General features: G+C 49.8%; 16 protein-coding genes and 1 riboswitch. Of the genes, 9 read left to right on the forward strand and 7 right to left on the reverse strand.

Annotated elements, in window-relative coordinates:
* Positions 1 to 45: 45 nt before the first annotated feature.
* On the reverse strand, positions 46 to 1,467 hold the full coding sequence (locus AXG56_RS13810; protein ID WP_062515040.1) for an NAD(P)H-binding protein: 1,422 nt from the start codon (positions 1,465 to 1,467) through the stop codon (positions 46 to 48).
* A gap of 139 nt (positions 1,468 to 1,606) precedes the next feature.
* On the opposite strand from AXG56_RS13810, the gene AXG56_RS13815 reads away from it, so the two are divergent.
* The 3 genes from AXG56_RS13815 to AXG56_RS13825 all read left to right on the forward strand — a co-directional run bounded on the left by AXG56_RS13815 (position 1,607) and on the right by AXG56_RS13825 (position 6,192).
* Positions 1,607 to 3,001 (forward strand): sodium/glutamate symporter, encoded by a 1,395-nt coding sequence (locus AXG56_RS13815; protein ID WP_026577721.1) that lies wholly within the window; start codon positions 1,607 to 1,609, stop codon positions 2,999 to 3,001.
* Between the two features lie 183 nt (positions 3,002 to 3,184).
* On the forward strand, positions 3,185 to 4,405 hold the full coding sequence (locus tag AXG56_RS13820) for a dicarboxylate/amino acid:cation symporter (protein ID WP_008633687.1): 1,221 nt from the start codon (positions 3,185 to 3,187) through the stop codon (positions 4,403 to 4,405).
* A 386-nt stretch (positions 4,406 to 4,791) separates the two neighbouring features.
* Positions 4,792 to 6,192 carry an MDR family MFS transporter gene (locus AXG56_RS13825; RefSeq protein WP_026577719.1) on the forward strand — a complete coding sequence of 467 codons (1,401 nt, stop codon included), beginning with the start codon at positions 4,792 to 4,794 and terminating at the stop codon, positions 6,190 to 6,192.
* Between the two features lie 75 nt (positions 6,193 to 6,267).
* On the opposite strand, the gene AXG56_RS13830 is transcribed toward AXG56_RS13825, so the two are convergent.
* From AXG56_RS13830 to AXG56_RS13845, 4 genes are all read right to left on the reverse strand, one after another.
* Positions 6,268 to 6,564, reverse strand: a complete 297-nt coding sequence (locus AXG56_RS13830) for an antibiotic biosynthesis monooxygenase (RefSeq protein WP_026577718.1) — start codon at positions 6,562 to 6,564, stop codon at positions 6,268 to 6,270.
* A gap of 10 nt (positions 6,565 to 6,574) precedes the next feature.
* Positions 6,575 to 7,882 carry a CdaR family transcriptional regulator gene (locus tag AXG56_RS13835; protein WP_235601505.1) on the reverse strand — a complete coding sequence of 436 codons (1,308 nt, stop codon included), beginning with the start codon at positions 7,880 to 7,882 and terminating at the stop codon, positions 6,575 to 6,577.
* Positions 7,883 to 8,025: 143 nt separating this feature from the next.
* Positions 8,026 to 9,573: an L-glutamate gamma-semialdehyde dehydrogenase gene (gene pruA, locus AXG56_RS13840; RefSeq protein ID WP_008633794.1), complete on the reverse strand. Its 1,548-nt coding sequence runs from the start codon at positions 9,571 to 9,573 to the stop codon at positions 8,026 to 8,028.
* A 32-nt stretch (positions 9,574 to 9,605) separates the two neighbouring features.
* Positions 9,606 to 10,523: a proline dehydrogenase family protein gene (locus AXG56_RS13845; RefSeq protein ID WP_008633793.1), complete on the reverse strand. Its 918-nt coding sequence runs from the start codon at positions 10,521 to 10,523 to the stop codon at positions 9,606 to 9,608.
* A 324-nt stretch (positions 10,524 to 10,847) separates the two neighbouring features.
* Here AXG56_RS13845 and AXG56_RS13850 point away from each other — a divergent pair, with 324 nt between their 5' ends.
* From AXG56_RS13850 to AXG56_RS13860, 3 genes are all read left to right on the forward strand, one after another.
* Positions 10,848 to 11,894: a fatty acid desaturase gene (locus AXG56_RS13850; protein ID WP_008633792.1), complete on the forward strand. Its 1,047-nt coding sequence runs from the start codon at positions 10,848 to 10,850 to the stop codon at positions 11,892 to 11,894.
* A gap of 83 nt (positions 11,895 to 11,977) precedes the next feature.
* Positions 11,978 to 13,114, forward strand: a complete 1,137-nt coding sequence (locus AXG56_RS13855; RefSeq protein WP_008633791.1) for a sensor histidine kinase — start codon at positions 11,978 to 11,980, stop codon at positions 13,112 to 13,114.
* Entirely contained in the window at positions 13,111 to 13,719 is a 609-nt protein-coding gene (locus AXG56_RS13860) for a response regulator transcription factor (RefSeq protein ID WP_062515042.1), read from the forward strand. The genes AXG56_RS13855 and AXG56_RS13860 overlap by 4 nt, the downstream gene beginning before the upstream one ends.
* Before the next feature lie 64 nt (positions 13,720 to 13,783).
* Here AXG56_RS13860 and AXG56_RS13865 read toward each other — a convergent pair whose 3' ends face one another.
* Entirely contained in the window at positions 13,784 to 15,463 is a 1,680-nt protein-coding gene (locus tag AXG56_RS13865; RefSeq protein ID WP_062515044.1) for a methyl-accepting chemotaxis protein, read from the reverse strand.
* A 223-nt stretch (positions 15,464 to 15,686) separates the two neighbouring features.
* A riboswitch (Lysine riboswitch) is annotated at positions 15,687 to 15,864 on the forward strand.
* Positions 15,865 to 15,993: 129 nt separating this feature from the next.
* Between AXG56_RS13865 and dapA the strand changes: the two genes are divergently transcribed.
* On the forward strand, positions 15,994 to 16,887 hold the full coding sequence (dapA, locus tag AXG56_RS13875; protein WP_062515046.1) for a 4-hydroxy-tetrahydrodipicolinate synthase: 894 nt from the start codon (positions 15,994 to 15,996) through the stop codon (positions 16,885 to 16,887).
* Positions 16,888 to 17,348: 461 nt separating this feature from the next.
* On the opposite strand, the gene AXG56_RS13880 is transcribed toward dapA, so the two are convergent.
* The gene (locus AXG56_RS13880) at positions 17,349 to 18,413 is read right to left on the reverse strand and encodes a branched-chain amino acid aminotransferase (protein ID WP_026577712.1); all 1,065 of its coding nucleotides are present in this window, start codon (positions 18,411 to 18,413) and stop codon (positions 17,349 to 17,351) included.
* Positions 18,414 to 18,591: 178 nt separating this feature from the next.
* Between AXG56_RS13880 and AXG56_RS13885 the strand changes: the two genes are divergently transcribed.
* Together AXG56_RS13885 and AXG56_RS13890 are read left to right on the forward strand one after the other, a co-directional pair.
* Positions 18,592 to 19,278: a response regulator transcription factor gene (locus AXG56_RS13885; RefSeq protein ID WP_026577711.1), complete on the forward strand. Its 687-nt coding sequence runs from the start codon at positions 18,592 to 18,594 to the stop codon at positions 19,276 to 19,278.
* Positions 19,275 to 20,279 (forward strand): HAMP domain-containing sensor histidine kinase, encoded by a 1,005-nt coding sequence (locus AXG56_RS13890; RefSeq protein WP_062515048.1) that lies wholly within the window; start codon positions 19,275 to 19,277, stop codon positions 20,277 to 20,279. The genes AXG56_RS13885 and AXG56_RS13890 overlap by 4 nt, the downstream gene beginning before the upstream one ends.
* Positions 20,280 to 20,470 lie beyond the last annotated feature (191 nt).

Here is a 20,470-nt window from a genome sequence, read left to right on the forward strand (position 1 = left end):
AAACATGATGTCTTACACCCCTATTCTTCGTCCATTCCGGCTGGTTTATGCATGGCTCCGAAAGGAAAGAGGAGGGGTTGTATCCCATTTTTCCAAATGACGGCGGAAGCAGTGCATGACAAGCAGATGGGCTTTGGCCTGTGTATATTTATAAAAGAACCAAGGGATCGACGGCATGTAATCATGAATCGCTACGATCGCTTCATTCTTACCGGGAATTTTTCGAAATTCAAGCCGGCCCCGCTCATTCTTATCGACATCGGCCAGAACGCCGCCGGAAATATAATAAAGCGCCCGGTCTCTCGTACTTCGATCAGCGGCATACGTAAGTTCAAGCAGGGGCGTCCGGTTAAAGATGACACCGATCCGGCAATGGCTGGCATCAAAAACCGTCGTCTTCACCCACGGATTGAGCACCCGCTCCAGCCAGCGCACGTAATATTTTGCAATCCAGTCTGCAGAGTGACCCGTTGGCAGCGGGATCCTCTGCACAGACCGCACATCCTGCTGGATGGGAGAGAACTTCGGCTTGAATCGGCCCTTTTTCTTCGGTGCTTCTTCCTCTAAAGCAGCCCTCGCCGCTTCTTCAAACGTTATGCTTCCTTCACTCAGTCCTTTCACGCGGTTCTCTTCCTGCACAATCATCGGATGCACAAGGCTTTCAATTAATGGGTAAACCATTTCTTTAGGCGAACCTGTCACAAGACGCACCCACAGCTTGGACAATTGAATGGTTAGAAAAGGAACATCGATCATCTTCGGGCTGCGGTTCATGACGGCGGCGAGTTTTGCCATCATCTCCTCATAAGTCATCACTTCCGGACCGCCGACGTCGACAGCCTTCCCTGCCAGTTCTCTATTATCAATGCTCTTATCCAGCGTAGTGAGTACGTCCGGGAGAGCAATCGGCTGCGTCTTCGTCCGCGTCCACCTTGGTAAGACCATAAACGGCAGCCGCTTCACCAAATTCTTCAAAATCGGAAAAGAGGAGCCGGAGGGACCCACGATAAGCCCTGCCCGGATCGTCGTGACCGGTGTCCCGTATGCTCCGAGAATTTCTTCTACTTCCAGGCGGCTCCTTAAGTGAGGGGACAGCGGACGCCCATCATCCGGAACGATCCCGCTTAAGTAAATGATTTGCTGTACGCCCTGCTTTTTAGCTGCCTGTGCGAAGTTATCGGCAAGAATGACGTCCATGTCTTCAAACGACCCTTGGGTCAACTTCGCTGAGGGAAGCATCGAATGGACGAGGTAGACAGCAATATCGGCACCCTCCAGTCCTCTTTCCGCATCAATCAACGAATATAAGTCACAGGACTTCCAATGAATATGGGTCTCGTCCTCCTTATCATCCCCATTTCTTGATAATGCGATAATGTCATGATTTTTTACCAATTTTTTCATCAAATTACGGCCGATATACCCGCTTGCACCAGCGACTACGACCTTTTTTCTCGGCTCTGTCATGGCTTCACTTCCTTCTTTATTTCCTATGTACCCGGATACCATATGCTAATAACTCGACAAAATTCGCCGAATTTCGAGTTTTATGGTAAAATTCCCGAGGTGACACCTACATATTCCATCGTAAAGGGAGAGATGAAATTTGACAGCTAATGAAATCGGCTTTGCACTCCTTTACATCGGACTTTTTCTATTGATAGGAAAGATCATCCGTGTGAAAGTGACTTTTTTACAAAATTTGTTCTTACCATCTTCGATTATCGGAGGTTTTGTAGCATTATTGTTAGGCCCCCAAGTATTAGGTAAATTCATGCCGGATGACTCCTGGCTTTCTTACGGCGTCATGCCGCCGGTCGTGACAGAAGTCTGGGCGGATCTGCCTGGGTTGATGATTAACGTCGTGTTTGCTGCCTTATTCCTTGGCGCAACCCTTCCTAAATTGAGTCAAATTTGGAATTATGCCGGTCCTCAATTAGCTTTTGGCTGGACGATCGGCTGGGGCCAGTATGTCGTAGGACTTCTTCTCGTGCTGCTTGTTCTGACACCCGTATTCAATATTCCACCGATGGCAGGAGCCCTGATCGAAGTAGCCTTTGAAGGCGGACACGGAACGGCTGCCGGTATGGCCGGTACGTTCGAACAATTCGGCTTCGATGAAGCGTTCGATTTGGCGATCGGGCTTGCGACGATCGGCGTCTTATCCGGTGTCATCTTCGGAATCATCCTCATCAACTGGGGAATCCGTAAGAAAAAGACGAAGGTAATTGATGGAATCAACGATTTCTCCGATCTTCAGAAGCGCGGGTTCATGGAATATCAGAACCTGGAGCCGAACGGAAAGCTTACGTTCCGTCCGGAATCGATCGAACCTCTATCCTTCCACATGGCGATTGTTATGCTTGCCATCTTCATTGGTTGGGGAATCTTAGAATTACTCATTCAATTAGAAGCGGTGACACTGGGATCGGGCTTCATGGAATTCATTCCACTGTTCCCTATGGCTATGGTCGGTGGTGTGCTTCTACAGATCTTCTTCAGCAAAAAAGATAAATATAATTTAGTCGACCGCCGTATGGTCAACCGTATTCAAGGGCTGTCTCTGGATGTTCTCATCCTGACTGCCATCGCTACGGTTTCCATCGACGTCATCGGTGAGTATCTGGTTCCGTTCTTGCTGTTAGCTGCAGCGGGGATTATATGGAACTTGTTCTGTTTCTTGTACTTTGCCCCACGTTTCATTCCTGATTATTGGTTCGAGCGCGGATTAGGCGACTTCGGACAATCGACGGGCGTCACCGCTACAGGGCTTCTCCTTATGCGTATCGTCGACCCCGACAACAAATCACCATCCTTTGAAGCATTCGGATATAAGCAGCTGTTCTTTGAACCATTCTTAGGAGGCGGTTTCATCACAGCATTATCCGTTCCATTCATTGTGCAGTTCGGCCCATGGACTGCCCTCATCGTATCTGTAGCCATGATGGCTGTCGGAATCATTTCCGGGCTGTTCTATTTCGGCAAACAGAAAATGAAATAAACGATTTATTAGATCAGCGTCTGCCATGCCGGCAGGCGTTTTTTTTTCATACGAGCGTCTCTTTGTTTCATACTAAGCAAGTCGATTGACACCCGGCGCAGGCATGCTATATGTTATAGTCCGTAATCATAAGTAAATCGATCAGAATTCATGATAAATATTGGTAAATAAAGGAGGTTACTTATGAGTAAACTGTGGAAGGGATATATGGAGACATCTCTGATTAAGAAAATCACCGTCGCACTTGTACTCGGGATTCTTGTCGGGCTGATCTTCGGCGATGGGGCATCTGTCCTGGCTCCGCTTGGAGATTTACTGCTCCGTCTTCTCAAGTTCATCATCGTTCCATTAATTCTGTTTACATTAATTGTCGGTGTCAATCAGACCAACACGCACGACCTCGGTCGAATGGGCGGGAAGGTGTTCCTCTACTATCTCGGCACCTCGGCCCTGGCGATTATCGTCGGAATCATTGTCGCAGGCTTGTTCCAACCGGGAACGGGCACGAGCCTGGATGGGAGCGAAAGCATTGACGTCCCGGATAATCCCGGTCTCACAAGTGTTCTATTAAATATCGTACCGGAAAACATTTTGACGGCCCTCACGGAGATGAACCTGCTCGGCATCATCTTTACGGCCATCGTCTTCGGAATCGCGATTGCATTCCTGCGTTCCTCCGCCGATTATAAGAAAATCGGTGACAGTACGTATCAAGTGATTGAAGGCTTGAATGAAGCGACGCTGACGGTCATGAAGGGAATATTGCAGTACGTACCCGTCGGAATCTTCGCGATTGTTGCTGAAATTGTCGGAACAGAAGGCAAAGACACGCTGCTGTCGCTTGGAAATTTCATTCTTGTCCTTTATGTCGGCCTGTTTGTCCAGCTGCTGATCTATGTCGGTATCCTGCTGATTACCAAGCGGAAGCCGTCCGCTTTCTTCCGGGAAGCACGGACACCGATGATCACCGCATTCGTCACACAGTCAAGCTCCGGGACGCTGCCGCTGACACTGAATGCAGCTAAAAACCTCGGCTTAAACAAAAGCCTGTACGGGTTCAGCCTTCCGCTCGGGGCAACGATCAATATGGACGGAGCAGCCATCCGGATTGCTGTATCTGCTGTATTTGCAGCGAACGTCATCAATGATCCGTTGAGTTTCACGGATATGCTTCAGGTCGTCCTTGTTGGTACCCTCGCTTCTGTCGGTACAGCCGGAGTTCCGGGAGCCGGAATCATCATGATCGCAACCGTCTTCTCGCAAGTCGGACTTCCTATGGAAGCTGTCGCGCTGCTTACAGCGGTGGATGTCTTTGTCGGAATGGGGGCAACCGCCCTTAACGTCACCGGCGACCTCGTCGGAACGACCGTTATCAATAAATCAGAGAAGAAAACAAATCGGTAATATAGAAGAACAAAAGCGCTTTTCTATGCAAACGCCACTAACCGGTAGAGCGATCATTATGGTAAAGGGCGGAGGGAAAAGGGGCAGACTCCTGCGGGAAGTGTGGCACAGGTGAGACCCCGGAAAAGCAACAGCGATGAGGAGGCTCACCGGCCACCCCGCGGAAAGCGCCCCATTTCCCGCAGCCCGTTCCTCTACCCGATGAAAATTTCAATTAGAAAGCTGTATTACGCGGCTTTCTTTTCTTTTTGCAGTCGAATGGTTAGCATTCTAAGGAATTTTTGTGGGAAAAAACATTAAGAATGCAATTCCAATGGAATATATGCTATCATTAATCGTTAGTCACCTAAGTATTTAGCTAAGCACCAAAAGAAAGAAGGGGTAAGATGACAGACGAAGAAAGAAAGTCCATTAATCGCGTCCCCTTGATGATCGTGCTCATCTCGGGGGCGTTCGTTGCGATTTTGAACCAAACCTTACTTGCAACGGCCTTGCCGAAGATCATGGAAGATCTTCAATTGGACGCCAATACAGCCCAATGGCTGCAGTCGATATTTATGCTGGTGAATGGAATTATGATTCCGATCACCGCCTTTTTAATTGAACGTTTTACGACAAGAAGTTTATTCCTGACCGCCGTCGGATTGTTCGCTGCGGGTACGCTCGTTTGTGGGATCGCACCGAACTTCTCCTTACTGATGGCCGGACGTGTCCTTCAAGCTGCCGGGGCGGGGATCATCCTGCCGTTGATGCAGACCATCCTGTTCCTGATTTTCCCTATAGAAAAACGCGGTGCAGCAATGGGAATGTTCGGACTCGTCATCGCTTTTGCACCGGCCATCGGTCCGACATTGTCCGGATGGGTCGTCGAGCAATTCCCTTGGAGAAGTCTGTTCTTCATCATATTGCCGATCGCCATCGCAGATATTATTGTCGCTTACTTCATATTGAAGAACGTAACCAAACAGACCTTTCCGAAAGTGGACCCGATCTCCATCATCCTGTCTACCTTCGGTTTCGGCGGGATTCTGTATGGATTCAGTGTCGCCGGTAATAACAGCTTCTTCAGCGGGGAAGTAATGATTTCCCTCGGTGTCGGAGCGGTTACGCTGTTCCTGTTCATTACGAGACAGCTGAAATTGGAGAAACCAATTCTGGAATTCCGGATTTTCAAATACAAAATGTTCACCTTAACGACAGCTATCGGAATGATTGCCTTCATCGCCATGATCGGCGGTGCCGTCATTCTACCAATCATGATGCAGAACATGCTCGGATTCACTGCCTTTGAATCCGGTTTGATGCTGCTTCCTGGAGCGGTACTCATGGGGATCATGAACCCGATCACGGGACGTCTTTTTGATAAATTCGGTGCCAAATGGCTCGCCATCATCGGACTCGTGCTCGTTACCGGCTCCACGTTCCTGTTCACCGATCTTACGCCGCAAACAACGTTCACGTACCTGGCGATCGTCAACTGTTTCCGTATGTTCGGTATCGCCATGGTCATGATGCCTGTCACAACGGCAGGACTCAACCAGCTGCCGGAACATTTGATGCCGCACGGTACAGCGATGAACAACACGATGCGCCAAGTGGCCGGGGCCGTCGGTACGGCACTTCTCGTATCTGTCATGACGAGTCAGGCCGAACCGTCGGAAGGTCTGATCGGTTTGATCCACGGTGTCAACGTATCCTTCATCGTCGCAGGTATTTTCGCCATTCTTGGATTGGTCATGTCCATTTTCCTTACCAATTCCCAGCCCAGCCAAGAGTACAGCACCTAAAAAACGAAAAAATCCGAACGATTCTCTTTCTCTAAACAGAAAGGGAATTCGTTCGGATTTTTTTTGCATAGAAGCTTAACCGAGATCGACTTTCTCAAAATGTTCGACAGTCGGATGTGGATCATAGAAAGGATGGAGCAGCCTCGACCATTCTTTATATTCGTCCGATTCGCGGAAACCGATGGTATGGTCTTCGAGCGTCTGCCAATAGATCAGCATTAAATACTTACCATCGACTTCCAAGCACCGCTTAAGCTCGTGGGATATGTACCCGTCCATGGATGAAATGTACGTCGATGCTTCCCGGAACGCTTCTTCATATTCCTGTTCTCTTCCTTTTTCCACGTGCAGCATGACCGCCTCTGTGATCATCGACTTCCTCCTATCCCTTCTGAAGGGCTGATTTGTAGCGCTGGTAGTAATTATCTACGTTATTTAATAGCAATAACTCCGTATACAAATAGGCTTTGCTGTTAAAATCTGAAAAATCGATGTTCGTCAATTCCTGGATTTGTTTGATTCGGTAATTGAGCGTGTTCGGGTGAATGAACAGTTCCTGCGCGGTCTGTTTACCCTTCCCGTTATTCGCAAGGTACGCTTCCAAAGTAAGCAGGAGTTCCGTCTGTTTCTCGGTATCATTCTTGATGAGAAGAAGCAGATCTTCACTATAATAGTCTTCCGAACTGTTTTTCTCATATAAAGCGGCAAGGTAGCGGTAAATCCCCAGACGGGCGAATTCCCTCGGCATGGATTCAGGACGGGGGTTGATGAAACTTGCCGTCTCGATCACTTCCAATGCCTCCAGGAAGCTCTTTCGCATATGAATCAGCGTCGTGTATTCTTTACCGACTCCGATGAGGAAATGGTAAAATTCCTCTTCGCCCGTCTCGCGCTTCACTTCTTCGATCAGATCCCGCGCGATGTTACGAGAAGAGAAGCGGTCCTTCACACGGCCTTCGATCATAATAATGATCTGGAATTCCGTCTTCAAATAGTAGAGCTGTTTATCGGCACGGAAACGGTTGACTGTTGTCTCCAGCTCATCCAGCATGTATTTGTACTGGGGAGCGGTCACAGAGAAGACAACCACCGAAAACCTGTCAGGAACCTGAAGCATCGCTAAGGAAGCATCGTGACGGAACTGACGCTCGCTGCCGTACTCATGCTGCAGCAGCTGCCAGAGCAGTTCCTCCTTCCGTCCTTCCTTGGCATTCACCTTCATGAACTGATCATATATTAATTTCCCTAAATGGGGCGTAATTTCCTCCAAGAAATGTAAATCCGTTTCCTCCAGAGAATGATCCGACTCCTGAATCCACACATAGCCGAGCGTATGGCCTAGATGCTTGGCAGCGATGACGACCCGCTGCTGGAAGCCGAGGTCCTCGATTGGAGAAATACGGATCGCATCCGGCTGTTGATCGAGACGCTGGACGATCCCTTCCTTCTTCAAGCGGTCGATGATGAAGATCGGACATTTCTTGGACAAAATCGTTTTCTGCTGGGTTTGATCGAAGTCATCGAAAGCAGAGCTGTAGGACACGAGTTCAAAATTCTTATTTTCAATGATGACCGGTTTCTTCAGTTTCGAACTGATCAATTCTGTCGCTTTATGGATATCTTCTGCCTGAAGGATCAACTCTTTCACTTCCATAGGAATCCTTACCTTTCCAAGTAGGTTGAATGTCATGCGTTACCCTCCATTATATCCGTTGTGGTTGGAAAGAAAAAGCAATTGTACCGGAGAAAACCCGCCGGTTATGAAAAAAGCTCCCCCATTCCGGGAGAGCTTTGGTTTGTTGTAAGGAGTAGATGACATTTTCGAATACGTTTTTAGAACGTTTCCGAGATCGTCTTCGCCTGCATGTGCAGCGCCAGATAATCCGGTCCGCCGGCTTTAGAGTCGGTTCCGGACATTTTGAAGCCGCCGAACGGCTGGTAGCCGACAATGGCTCCTGTACAGCTGCGGTTGAAGTAAAGGTTTCCGACATGGAAATCATACTTCGCTTTTTCCAGGTGATCACGGTCATCGGAAATGACCGCACCAGTCAGTCCATATTCCGTATTGTTGGCGATATCGATCGCTTCATCGAAGTTCTTCGCCTTCGTGAAACAAACGACCGGCCCGAAGATTTCCTCCTGCTGCATACGGGAATCCGGCGCAAGGTCTGCAAATACCGTCGGCTTGATGAAATACCCTTTGGAGTCATCACCTTTTCCACCAGTGACAAGGCGGCCTTCTTCTTTCCCAATTTCCATGTAGCTCATGATCTTGTCATAAGCCCCCTTGTCGACGACAGGCCCCATATACACGTTCTCTTCGGAGGCATTTCCGACGGTCAACTGTTCGGCACGCTCTTTCACTTTCTCCAACACTTCATCGTAAACCGCTTCGTGTGCCACGACACGGGAACCGGAGGAGCATTTCTGACCGGAGAAACCGAAAGCAGAAGTGATGATCGCATCGACGGCTGTTTCAATGTTCGCTGATTCATCGACAACGACGGTATCCTTCCCGCCCATTTCCGCGATCACCTGTTTGATATGATTCTGCCCTTCCTTCACCTCGGCCGCGCGTTTGATGATGCGAAGACCGACATCACGGGAGCCGGTGAAGGAAATAAGGGCTGTTTTCGGATGATCGACGAGGTAATCGCCTACTTCGCCGCCGCTTCCAGGGACGAAGTTCAAGACGCCTTTCGGAAGACCGGCTTCTTCCAGCACTTCAACGAATTTGGCTGCAACGACCGGACTGTTGCTGGCCGGCTTCATGACAACCGTGCTTCCTGTCACAAGCGGTGCGACAGCGGTACCGGCCATGATAGCGAATGCCAGGTTCCATGGTGGAATGACGACGGCTACGCCTGTCGGTGTGTACACATAACGGTTCTGTTCACCCGGACGGCTTTCCACCGGTTTCCCTTCTTTCAGTTCAATCATCTGACGAGCATAATATTCAAGAAAGTCGATAGCTTCCGCTGTATCCGCATCCGCCTCTTTCCAAGGCTTCCCTACTTCGTACACAAGGTAAGCGGAGAATTCATGCTTGCGGCGGCGGATGATGTGCGCAGCGCGGAAAAGCAGCTCTGCACGGGCACGTGGATCCCATTTGCGCCAATCTTCAAAAGCGTCCGCTGCTGCCTGCACTGCTTTCTCTGCAAGTTCCGCATTCGCTTTCGATACCGTTCCGACAACCTGCTTCGTATCCGCCGGGTTAATGGACGTAATATGCTGATCCGTGTGCACGCGTTCTCCATTGATGAGAAGGTCATGATGCTGACCAAGCTCTTCCTTCACCTGCTTCAGTGCTTCTTCGAAAGCTTTCTTGTTCTCTTCTACTGTAAAATCTGTGAATGGTTCGTGCTTATATGGCTGGACCATAGGTAAATTCCCCTCTCTGTATAATAAATAGTTTATTTGCTGAAAATCCCTTTCATGGCGAAGGCGATGTTAGCCGGTCTCTCCGCCAGGCGTCTCATGAAGTAGCCGTACCAATCTTCCCCGTACGGCATATACACACGGACTTTATATCCCTCTTTCAGAAGGTCTGCCTGCATTTGTGTCCGCATGCCGTAAAGCATTTGGAATTCGAAACGGTCGTTCGGAATGTCATGCTCCTTCACGAGCTGCTTCGTATAAGCGACAATCGCATCGTCATGGCTTGCAATGGCCGTATAGTTGCCGTTTAACAAGTTCTTTCTGATCAAATGCTTGAGGTTATCATCGACGAGCTTCTTCTCCGGGAAAGCTACTTTGCCGGATTCCTTGTAAGCCCCTTTGACGAGGCGCAGGTATGGATCGTATTCATTGAGATCATCCAAGTCCTGATCGGAGCGGTACAGATAGGATTGAACGACAGTTCCGAGGTTCGGGTAGTCTTTCTTCAGCGCTTTGTATATGTCCAGCGTCGCTCCGCACCTGGAGGAATCCTCCATATCAATCGTCACGGTGATACCGTGCTTCTCCGCTTCCTTCAGGATCAGTTCCATATTCTCCATCACAAGCTCATGGCTGATATCAAGCCCGAGGGAGGTCAGCTTCAAGGACACTTCCGATTGAAGTTGATGGGCAGCGATCTGCTGAATACTGCGGATGCATTCTCCGGCCCGGTCCCTCGATTCAGACTCACAGTCGACGAATTCACCAAGGTGATCGACGGTTACCACGAGTCCCTCCTCATTCAATTGCTTGATCAGCGGTATTGCCTGAGGGAATGTTTCTCCCCCGACTATCTTGTCCGCTCCGAATCTTGTGCCGAAGCGCTTGGCCATCCGATCTAACATCTTATTGTTGGAAAGGTATAAGAAGAAATTCTTACTGATGGCTTCCAAGATCCCCACACCCTTTCATCATTCTCTATCGATCCATACAAGCTTTATCCGGTGTAACTCGGAAATGTTTAATTGTTAAGAAAATTGTAACGAATAACGCTTACATTTGACAACGTGGTCGAAACACAAAGATACCCCCGCCTTTTTATTGTTTCAGCACAAAAGTGTCGAAAGGTGTTTTCACCACCCATATAATGGGAATATCCGCTTTCTCTTACCGACCCATGATAAGTGTCATGGGTAAGTCCTGACGTTTGTGTCTTATCGTCGGTCCTCTTATCTCTTATGATGGGGATAACGACCAATCAAAGAGGAGAAAAACCTATGAACAGCGCCAAACAAAGAGAGTTGAAGAAAAGTGTTTCCGCATATGCGAAACCGGATACAGCCGCCGGCGTCCGCCAGCTGATCAATACACTGATTCCATTTATCCTGCTGTGGTATTTGGCTTACGCCAGCATGGCTTTATCTGTATGGCTCGCCATTCCAATCGCCATGATCGCCGGAGGTTTCGTGATCCGGGTCTTCATCATTTTCCATGACTGCACGCACCAATCCTTCCTGAAAAGTCAGAAGGCCAACCGTGTCATTGGAACGATCTCGGGTATTTTGACGCTCTTCCCTTTCGAAAAATGGAAACGGAGCCACTCGATCCACCATGCGACGAGCGGTAATCTTGATAAACGTGGTACCGGTGACATCTGGGTGATGACGGTCGATGAGTATGTGAACGCGAGTTTCAAAGAGCGTCTCGCTTACCGTCTGTACCGCAACCCGATCGTCATGTTCGGACTCGGACCGATTTACTTGTTCCTTATCTCCAACCGCTTCAACCGCAAAGGTGCAAAGCGCAGAGAACGTTGGAATACGTACATTACCAACGTGGCGGTCGTCGCCATCTACTCCCTTCTTATCTGGGCGATCGGCTGGCAGGCATTCCTGATCATCCAGCTGCCGATCCTTTACGTATCCGGTGTTCTCGGAATCTGGTTGTTTTACGTCCAGCACCAGTTCGAGGATTCCTATTTTGAAGATGAATCGGAGTGGGACTTCGTTAAAGCAGCGGTCGATGGAAGCTCTTATTATAAGCTTCCGAAGTTGCTTCAATGGGTGTCCGGAAACATCGGTTTCCACCACGTCCACCACTTGAGCCCGCGGGTACCGAACTACGCCCTGGAGAAGGCACACGAAGAGACGCCTCCCCTTCAGCACGCAACGACCATCACGCTGAAGACGAGCCTTGAATCGATCCGCTTCCGCCTGTATGACACGGAAAACAAGACATTCATTTCCTTCAAAGAAGTGAAACCGTTACTGGAGAAAAAGCAGCGACGTGTCCAAAGCCGTCCAAGGTTCCAGGAAGACCAGTAATTCCACCAAAACCCATTCCTTTGAATGGGTTTTTTCTTTATTTTCCTTTATGCTTAAGTGAGAGAAACAAGGAGGCCGCCGCCATGCAGAACTGGTACCATATCATTCCGAAGAACACAGGACTCAGCATTTATGTCTGGATTATCTTCTGCGTCCTGCCGTTCTTCTTCATTTTCCGCTCCTCTTCGATGTATGAAATGATGTTCGGCATTTTAATGACGCTGCTCTTCTTCCTTGCGTATCGTCTGTCCTTCATCTCCAAGAGCGGATTCGTATATCTGTGGGTGAGTATCGAAATGGTGATCAGTCTTTTGATGACCATTTCGTTCGGATACATCTATTTCGCCCTGTTCCTCGCTTTCTTCATCGGGAACATTAAGAGCCTGGGTGGGTTTCTTTCTCTCTATATTGTCCACCTGGCAACGACGTTGATCGCCATCACCGTCACTTTCATCCATCAGCTTGATTCGGTATTTCCGAACCTGCCGTTCATTATCATCACCGTCATCGGTGTGATCCTGCTCCCCTTCACTGTCCGCTACCGGAACCAGCAGCAGAAGCTGGAAGGCGAACTGCAGGATGCCAATGAACGGATTTCCCAGCTGATGGTCATAGAAGAAAGAGAGCGGATTGCGCGGGACCTTCATGATACCCTCGGACAGAAGCTGTCGATGATCGGCTTGAAAAGTGACCTCGCCCGGAAGCTGATGGACATGCAGCCGAATCGAGCCAAGCAGGAAATCGATGATATCCGGATGACCTCACGCAATGCGTTGAAGGAAGTAAGGGAAATGGTATCGAATATGAGAGGGACGAAGCTTGAGGATGAACTCGTCCGCGTCCGTCAGATTATCGAGGCAGCGGAAATGACGTTTTCCTACGAAGGAGATCCGGTGCTTAAGAACACCCCGCTGCTTGTTGAGAACGTACTCAGTATGTGCCTGAAGGAAGCAGCGACGAATGTAGTCAAGCACAGCGAAGCTTCCACCTGCCATATTACGATCCATCCCTCACCAAATGAAATTCTCGTCACGATTGCCGACGATGGGAAAGGGATTCCGGAGACGCTGGAACCTTTCCAGGGACACGGCTTACAGGGAATGCGCGAACGGCTGGAATTCGTTAACGGAAGGCTGGAAATCCGTTCCGAAGAAGGAACCAAGCTGCTCTTTCACGTACCGAATGTGATAAAAAACAAGAAAAAGGAGGGTCCGGCATGATACGGATCGTCATTGCAGAAGACCAGCGTATGCTGCTGGGCGCGCTGGGCGCCCTGCTGGATTTAGAAGAAGGGATGGAAGTCGTCGGTCAGGCGGGAAACGGTCAGGAAGCAGTCAACCTTGTCCGTGAAGAAAAGCCGGACATCTGCATCATGGATATTGAAATGCCGGTGAAAGACGGCCTGGATGCCGCCGAAGAAATTCAAGAGGAAACATGCAAAGTCATCATCCTGACGACGTTCGCCCGCCCCGGTTACTTCGAACGGGCAAGAAAAGCGGGAGTCAGCGGGTATCTGCTCAAAGACAGTCCGAGTGAGGAACTGGCAACGGCCATCCGTAAGATCATGAACGGCCAGCGCATCTTCGACCCGGAGCTGGTTGATCTTGCCTTCACCGAACCCAATCCGCTCACCGAACGGGAACAGGAAGTCATTCAGCTGATGGCAGATGGAAAAAATACGAAGGATATCTCTAAAGAGCTGTTCATCACACCAGGGACTGTCCGCAACTACATATCTGTCATTCTGGAAAAGCTGGAAGTAACCAACCGAATCGAAGCGATCTCTCGTTTTAAAGAAAAGGGCTGGTACAAACGGTCGAAATGATTCCCCTAAAAAAAACAGCCGGTCCTGCTTATACTCGCAGGACCGGCTGTTCTTTGGTGTTTTCTTATAGTTTGAAACGGCGGACATGACGATTCAGTTCTCCTGCCAGCTCCGACAATTCGGCGGCACTTCGAGACACTTCCTCCATCGATCCGCTCGACTGCTGGGCCGAAGCAGCTGCCTGTTCGACCCCCGCCGCCGACTCTTCTGTAATCGAAGCGATTTCTTCGATGGAACGGTTCATATCTTGTCCTGCGCCGGCAATTTCGCGAAGGTGGGCAGAAATCTCCTGGATTTTAGCTACCATGTCCGAAACGGAATGATGGATCGTATCGAACGTCTCTCCACTTGCCTCCATCTCGATAGACCCCCGGCCCACTTCGGTATATCCTTCTTCCAAGGATTGGACGACCTGCCCGGATTCCGTCTGAATGCCTTCCACGATATCGGTAATATCACCGACAGAAGCAGTGACCTGCTCTGCAAGTTTTCTCACCTCATCCGCAACGACGGCAAAGCCTCTTCCGTGCTCACCCGCACGGGCGGCTTCAATCGCCGCATTCAACGACAGCAGGTTCGTCTGAGACGCAATCGCTTCAATGACCTGGACAAGCTTGGAAATTTCCCGAGACTGCCTATCGAGGCCTTTCACTTTCTCGACCGAATCCTTCACAATCGTATCGATCCTGTGCATCTGGCCGATCGCTGCCTTCATCTGCTCCCGACCTCCTTCTGCAAGCTCGAGTACTTGAGAAGACGAATGCGACACGTGCCCGCCGTTCGCATCCGCAACCGCAATTTTATCTGTGAAGGTGCGCATCTGTTCCGCCAGACTGGAAGCACCGTCCGCCTGGGACTCTGCTCCGGAAGACATTTCCTGCATCGTCGAGGCGATCTGCACGCTTCCTTCCCTCACTTCTTCCGATGCCTGATCAAGCTCCCTGCTTTGCACCGTGACACGGTCGGAGGTCAGGGAAACCGATTCGATCACTTCCTTCAAGGCCGCCTGCATCGTATTCATCGCACCGGCAAGCGCCCCGATCTCATCCTTGCTCTTCACTTCCAGATCCCCTTTACTGATGTCGCCGCCCGTAAGGTGACGCATCCGTTCTGCCACACGTTTGATCGGCCTGGAGAGGTTATTCGCCATCATCCATGCGAAAAGGAGTCCGACCAGGATGACTGCCGCAGAGATAATCAATCCCCAGAACATCATAGCCGCGCCGCTTTCCAACACGTTAGATCCCATCTCCTGGATTTCTCCTTCTCTACGAATAGAGGCTTCTTCATAGATGGTTATCAATTCATTACTTACCGGAGTAACCGTATCTTCGAGCGCTTTCAGGGCTTCCTCTTCCCGACCGTCGTCAAACCGTTCAAACACCTCTGTCCGCACAGTCCCTTCCCATTCAATACTGTCCGTGACAAGCTTCCTGATGTCATCGGAGTCCGTCCGGTCCAGGAGATCCTTCTGCATCTTCATGCTGTCTTCCGAATACGCTTCAAAGGTTTCCCTGTATGCGTCATCGTTAAAGAGTACATACCCACGGGCTGCAGCTACCTTCTGTGATAAGTTATAGGCGAGCTTCTCATCGAGGATCAACAGCGGCAGTTCACGGTCGACGATCCCCTTCGTATTCTCGTTCGTCCTTGAAGTAGCGAAATAGTTGAAACTCGCGAGCAAAACCGTCAATAAAATGACCACAGAGAAGGCCGTCAAAATCTTTCCTCTTATACTTTTCATCGTTGAAACCAGGTCCCCTTTTTTTGTTATAGTTATCTATCTTTTATATCGGGTTGATGGACCTCTTTATGTAGTTCCTCCTCTCCCATGCGCAGGTCGGCATAAGCCAATGTGCAAAAACATTGTCGAAGATTTGGAATTTTCATCGTTCGTGTTGTATTTGAGGACAATTTTTGTTACGATCAAGCTAACTAAATATTTTCTTATTTCAAATTTTATTTGGAGTAAGGATAGAGGTGCAATGACATCAGTACGCATACGGAGGAGAATGAGCTCTGACGATCGATGCGGAAAGGGGAAATTGCCGAAGCTTCTCGAATCTCATCTTCCTGAAGCTGGTTCTGATACTGAAGAAGTGCAGGACTGTCATATAGGAGACTATATGGAGGGCTATCTTACGCAGGAACGGATACAAAGTTTCTACGGCAGCAGCGATTCCCTCGTTGCTGCCGTTTTTGTTTATTTACTGCGCTGAATGGTCCTGATGCCTCGGTCTGTATTTAAAAAAACTTACTAAAGGGTGTGAGGTTATGAATTTCGGCCAAGTATTAACAGCAATGGTAACCCCGTTCGACAACGATGAGAATATTGATTATGAAGCGACACGTGCTTTGATTGACCATTTGATCGACAACGGTTCGGATGCGTTGGTCATCGCAGGAACGACCGGAGAATCTCCGACGCTTACGAAAGAGGAGAAGCTGTCCCTGTTCCGCTTCACTGTGGAAGTCGTCGACGGACGTGTTCCGGTCATCGCAGGAACAGGATCCAACAACACACGAGCATCTATTGAGCTGACGAAGGAAGCAGAACAGACCGGCGTGGATGCCGTCATGCTCGTCGTCCCTTACTACAACAAACCGTCTCAGGAGGGGATGTATCAGCATTTCCGCACCATCGCTGAAGCGACTTCCCTCCCGGTCATGCTTTATAACATTCCGGGAAGAAGCGTCGTCAACATGGAACCGGAAACGATCATCCGCTTATCTAAGATCGACAACATCGTTTCCGTTAAAGAAGCGAGCGGCGATCTCGATGCGGCGACGACCATCATCCGCGAAACGCCGGAGGACTTCTCCGTCTACAGCGGAGAAGACGGCAACACGCTGCCGTTCGTTGCCATCGGTGGGACAGGTATCGTCTCCGTCTCCTCCCACGTCATCGGAAAAGAAATGCAGCAGATGATCCAAAGCTACCGTGAAGGAGACGGCGCCTTCGCAGCAACGCTTCACCAGAAGCTGCTCCCGGTCATGCACGCCATCTTCTCCGCACCGAGTCCATCACCGGTGAAAGCAGCCCTGAACGCTCTCGGCGTCCAGGTCGGAGGCGTCCGCCTGCCTCTGCTGCCTTTGACGCAGGAAGAAAGCAAGCGTGTTTTGGATATAGTAAGCACGATCAGACAAGACGAACGAATGGCATCATAAAGAATAAAGGAAGGCGTGCTCTCTGGATAGGAGCACGCCTTCCTCTTTTTTAACCCATTAAAATAGGTGATGATCCGTTTAGCAGCGTACGGGATAAAAATTAAGAATGATCAGAGCGGGGTGGATAGGACCATTGAGTATAGTCAGTCCTTCCACAATGAGATGCAGTCTTTCATGGGTGTTGCTTCTTTTATTTTTAAATTACCTTTTTTGTACATCTTAGGCTGGCAAGGACCGAACTACCCTTTATTCGTTACCTTGCTGCCTTCTGTGCTTTTATGGCTGGGGTTACAGAGTAAGTTACTCGTCCAATCCAAAAGAAAAGGGAAACATAGCAACAGGGGAGTCGCCGGAAGAGCAGCTTTCCCCTTCCTGTCCCTCCTCCAACAAAAAGAGAGCCTTCCACACCATTGGGAGGCTCTCTTCTATGCATACTATTCAAACGAAGCCGGAGGGTCTTTTCAGTCGATCGTGACCGTCCAGCCTTCCGTATCTTCCTTGCGGCCGCGCTGGATTCCGGTGATCGTGTCATACAGCTTCTGGGACAGCTCGCCGATTTCATGATCATTGATGACCATTTTCTTACCGAGCCAGTTCAATTCCCCGACAGGAGAGATGACGGCAGCCGTTCCTGTTCCGAACGCTTCCTCCACTTTCCCCTGTTCGTACCATTCATACAGCTCTTCGATCGCAATTCGGCGCTCGGTGACCGGGATGCCCCACTTCTCCAAAAGCTCCAGGATCGATGCGCGCGTGATCCCCTTCAGGATACTGCCGCTCAAGGCAGGTGTGACGACTTCTCCGTCCACTTTGAAGAAAATGTTCATGCTGCCGACTTCTTCGATGTAGCGTTTCTCCACACCATCAAGCCAAAGCACATCGTTGTTGCCTTCCTCGACCGCCTTCGCCTGGGCCTGATAGCCGGAGGAATAGTTCCCTGCTGTCTTCGCCATGCCGGTGCCGCCTTTGACCGCACGGGTGAATTCATTCTCGACGTTGATCGTGACAGGCTTCAAACCGCCGGAGAAATACGGGCCGACTGGAGAGAGGATGATCATCAGCTTGTAGGATTTCGACGGCGCAACGGCGAGGTTCGCTTCTGTCGAAATGATAAACGGACGGATGTACAGCGACGTCCCTTCAAAGGATGGAACCCAGTCTTTCTCCAGCTCCACAAGCTCCTTCAGATAACCCAGCACTTCGTCTTCATCAATCGCCGGAATGCTCAAGCGCTCACTGGACAAGTTCAAGCGTTCGAAGTTCTTCTCCGGACGGAAAAGCAGGACGCGGTCATCATCCGTACGATAAGCCTTCATCCCTTCGAAAACCGTCTGCCCGTAATGGAAAATCATCGCTGCCGGGTCGAGTGTCAGCGGCTCATAAGGGACGATGCGGGGCTCGTGCCAGCCTTTATCCGCTTCATAATCCATCACAAACATATGGTCTGTGAACGTTCTGCCGAAAGGGATCTCTTTCGATTCCGGTTTCTTCTTCTTCGTTTCGCTTTGAATGATGCTCAATGCCATTGTCAGGACTCCTTTATTTATGTAATCGCCGGCCGGGGCCGTTTTTCAAATAATACTATCCATTGTACGCCCACTTCCGACAATTTTAAAGAGAATTTGCTTGAATAATCGAAATACGATGCATGGAGCATCATGGTATACTGGAAAAAGGCAATATACGGAAAGCGTGGTGTCTTTTTTGTTTAAATTATTGTTGATTGAAGACGACCGGACGTTGTTCCAGGAAATGGAGGAACGACTGTCGCAATGGTCGTATGAAGTATATGGGATCGATGACTTCCAACAGGTGATGAACCGGTTCACCGATGTAAATCCCGATCTTGTGCTCATTGATATCCAGCTGCCGAAGTTCGACGGCTTCCATTGGTGCCGGATGATCCGTGCCCACTCGAACGTACCGATCATCTTCCTGTCCTCGAGAGACCATCCGACGGACATGGTGATGTCGATGAACCTGGGTGCCGACGATTTCGTCCAGAAGCCGTTTCACTTCGATGTGCTGATTGCGAAGATCCAGGCGATTCTGCGACGCGTCTACAACTACAATACGGAAACGAATGAGTGGAAGACTTGGCAGGGAGCCACCATTGACTATGACCGCAACCGCGTGTCCAATGAAAAAGGATCGATCGATTTGACGAAGAACGAAATCCTTATTTTGAAGCAGCTGGTGGATAAAAAAAGCAAGATTGTCAGCCGGGAAGAGCTGATCCAGCGTTTGTGGGAGGATGAACGGTTCGTCAGCGACAATACCCTGACCGTCAACGTCAACAGGCTGCGCAAGAAACTCGCTGAAATCGACTTGGGAGATGCGATTGAGACGAAGGTCGGACAAGGCTATGTGGCGAAGGAGGCTTCGCAATGATCGGGGCATTTCTGAAAGAACGCCTTGCTTGGATCGCCTTTCTTTTCGGTCTGCAGGTGCTGGCAGCTCTCGTTGGTGCCATCGATCCGACAATCCCGGTCACCTCCGTTCTGTACTACAACTTTCTGTCCTTCCTATTAATTGCGCTGTTTTTATTCATCCGGTACCAGAAGGAAACCCGCTTCTACCGTCAAATGCAGGAACGGGACCGGGACTTGGATCTTTCGACTTTTCCGGAAGGGGACAGTCCGTTTGAACGGATCATCGACGACAACGTCACAGACCATATGGAACGCTTGAAACAGGAGCTTGCCGATAACCAGCACCGATTGGAAGAAGAGAAGGACCAGCTGCTCTCCTGGATCCACGAAGTGAAGACGCCGATGAGTGCGATGCACCTCCTGTTTGATAAGATCGAAGATTACAAGCTGAAGTCCCAGCTGACGTATGAATGGATGCGGATCCACCTGCTTCTAGACCAGCAGCTCTATCAGAAACGGATCCCCTTCATCGAGAATGACCTTTATATAGAAGAAATAGAGTTAGAGCCGCTGTTATTCCAGGAAATCCGTACCCTTAAGTCCTGGTGCATGCAGAAGGGAATCGGCTTCGATATCGATTTGGAAGCGACACACGTGTTGAGTGATGCGAAATGGCTCGCCTTCATCCTGCGCCAGCTGCTGACGAACGCCATCAAATACAGTGAATCGAGTGACATTACCATCACAAGCCGGCGGGAAGACGAGCGGGTGCACATAGCGATCCGTGATGAAGGCCGGGGCATAGAGGCGAAAGACCTCCCCCGCATCTTCGATAAAGGCTTCACGTCGACATCCGATCACCAGAACGGCGCCGCGACGGGAATGGGTCTCTATTTGACCGACCGCATCAGGAAAACGTTGAAGATGAAGATCTCCGTCACTTCCGAAGTTGGACAAGGGTCCACCTTCACCCTCCACTTCCCGAAGAAAGACGCCTTCACAACCATCCGAAGCATGTGACCCTGTCCTATGCTTCTTTTCTTTACCTGCACGCAGCAGGGAGAACTCCTTTAGGGTGGGAAGGATCAAGCCCGAAGGATCGAGGAGACTTCCCGCTCCTCTCATCTGCCCATGTGACGAAACTGTCACTTCCATCCCCGATTTTGTTAGGTGAATGACAGGAAAACATCGGAAAAAGCTAATAGAATAAA

The sequence above is a fragment of the Halobacillus sp. KGW1 genome (genome assembly GCF_001592845.1).
In the GTDB taxonomy this organism is placed as follows: Bacteria; Bacillota; Bacilli; order Bacillales; family Halobacillaceae; genus Halobacillus.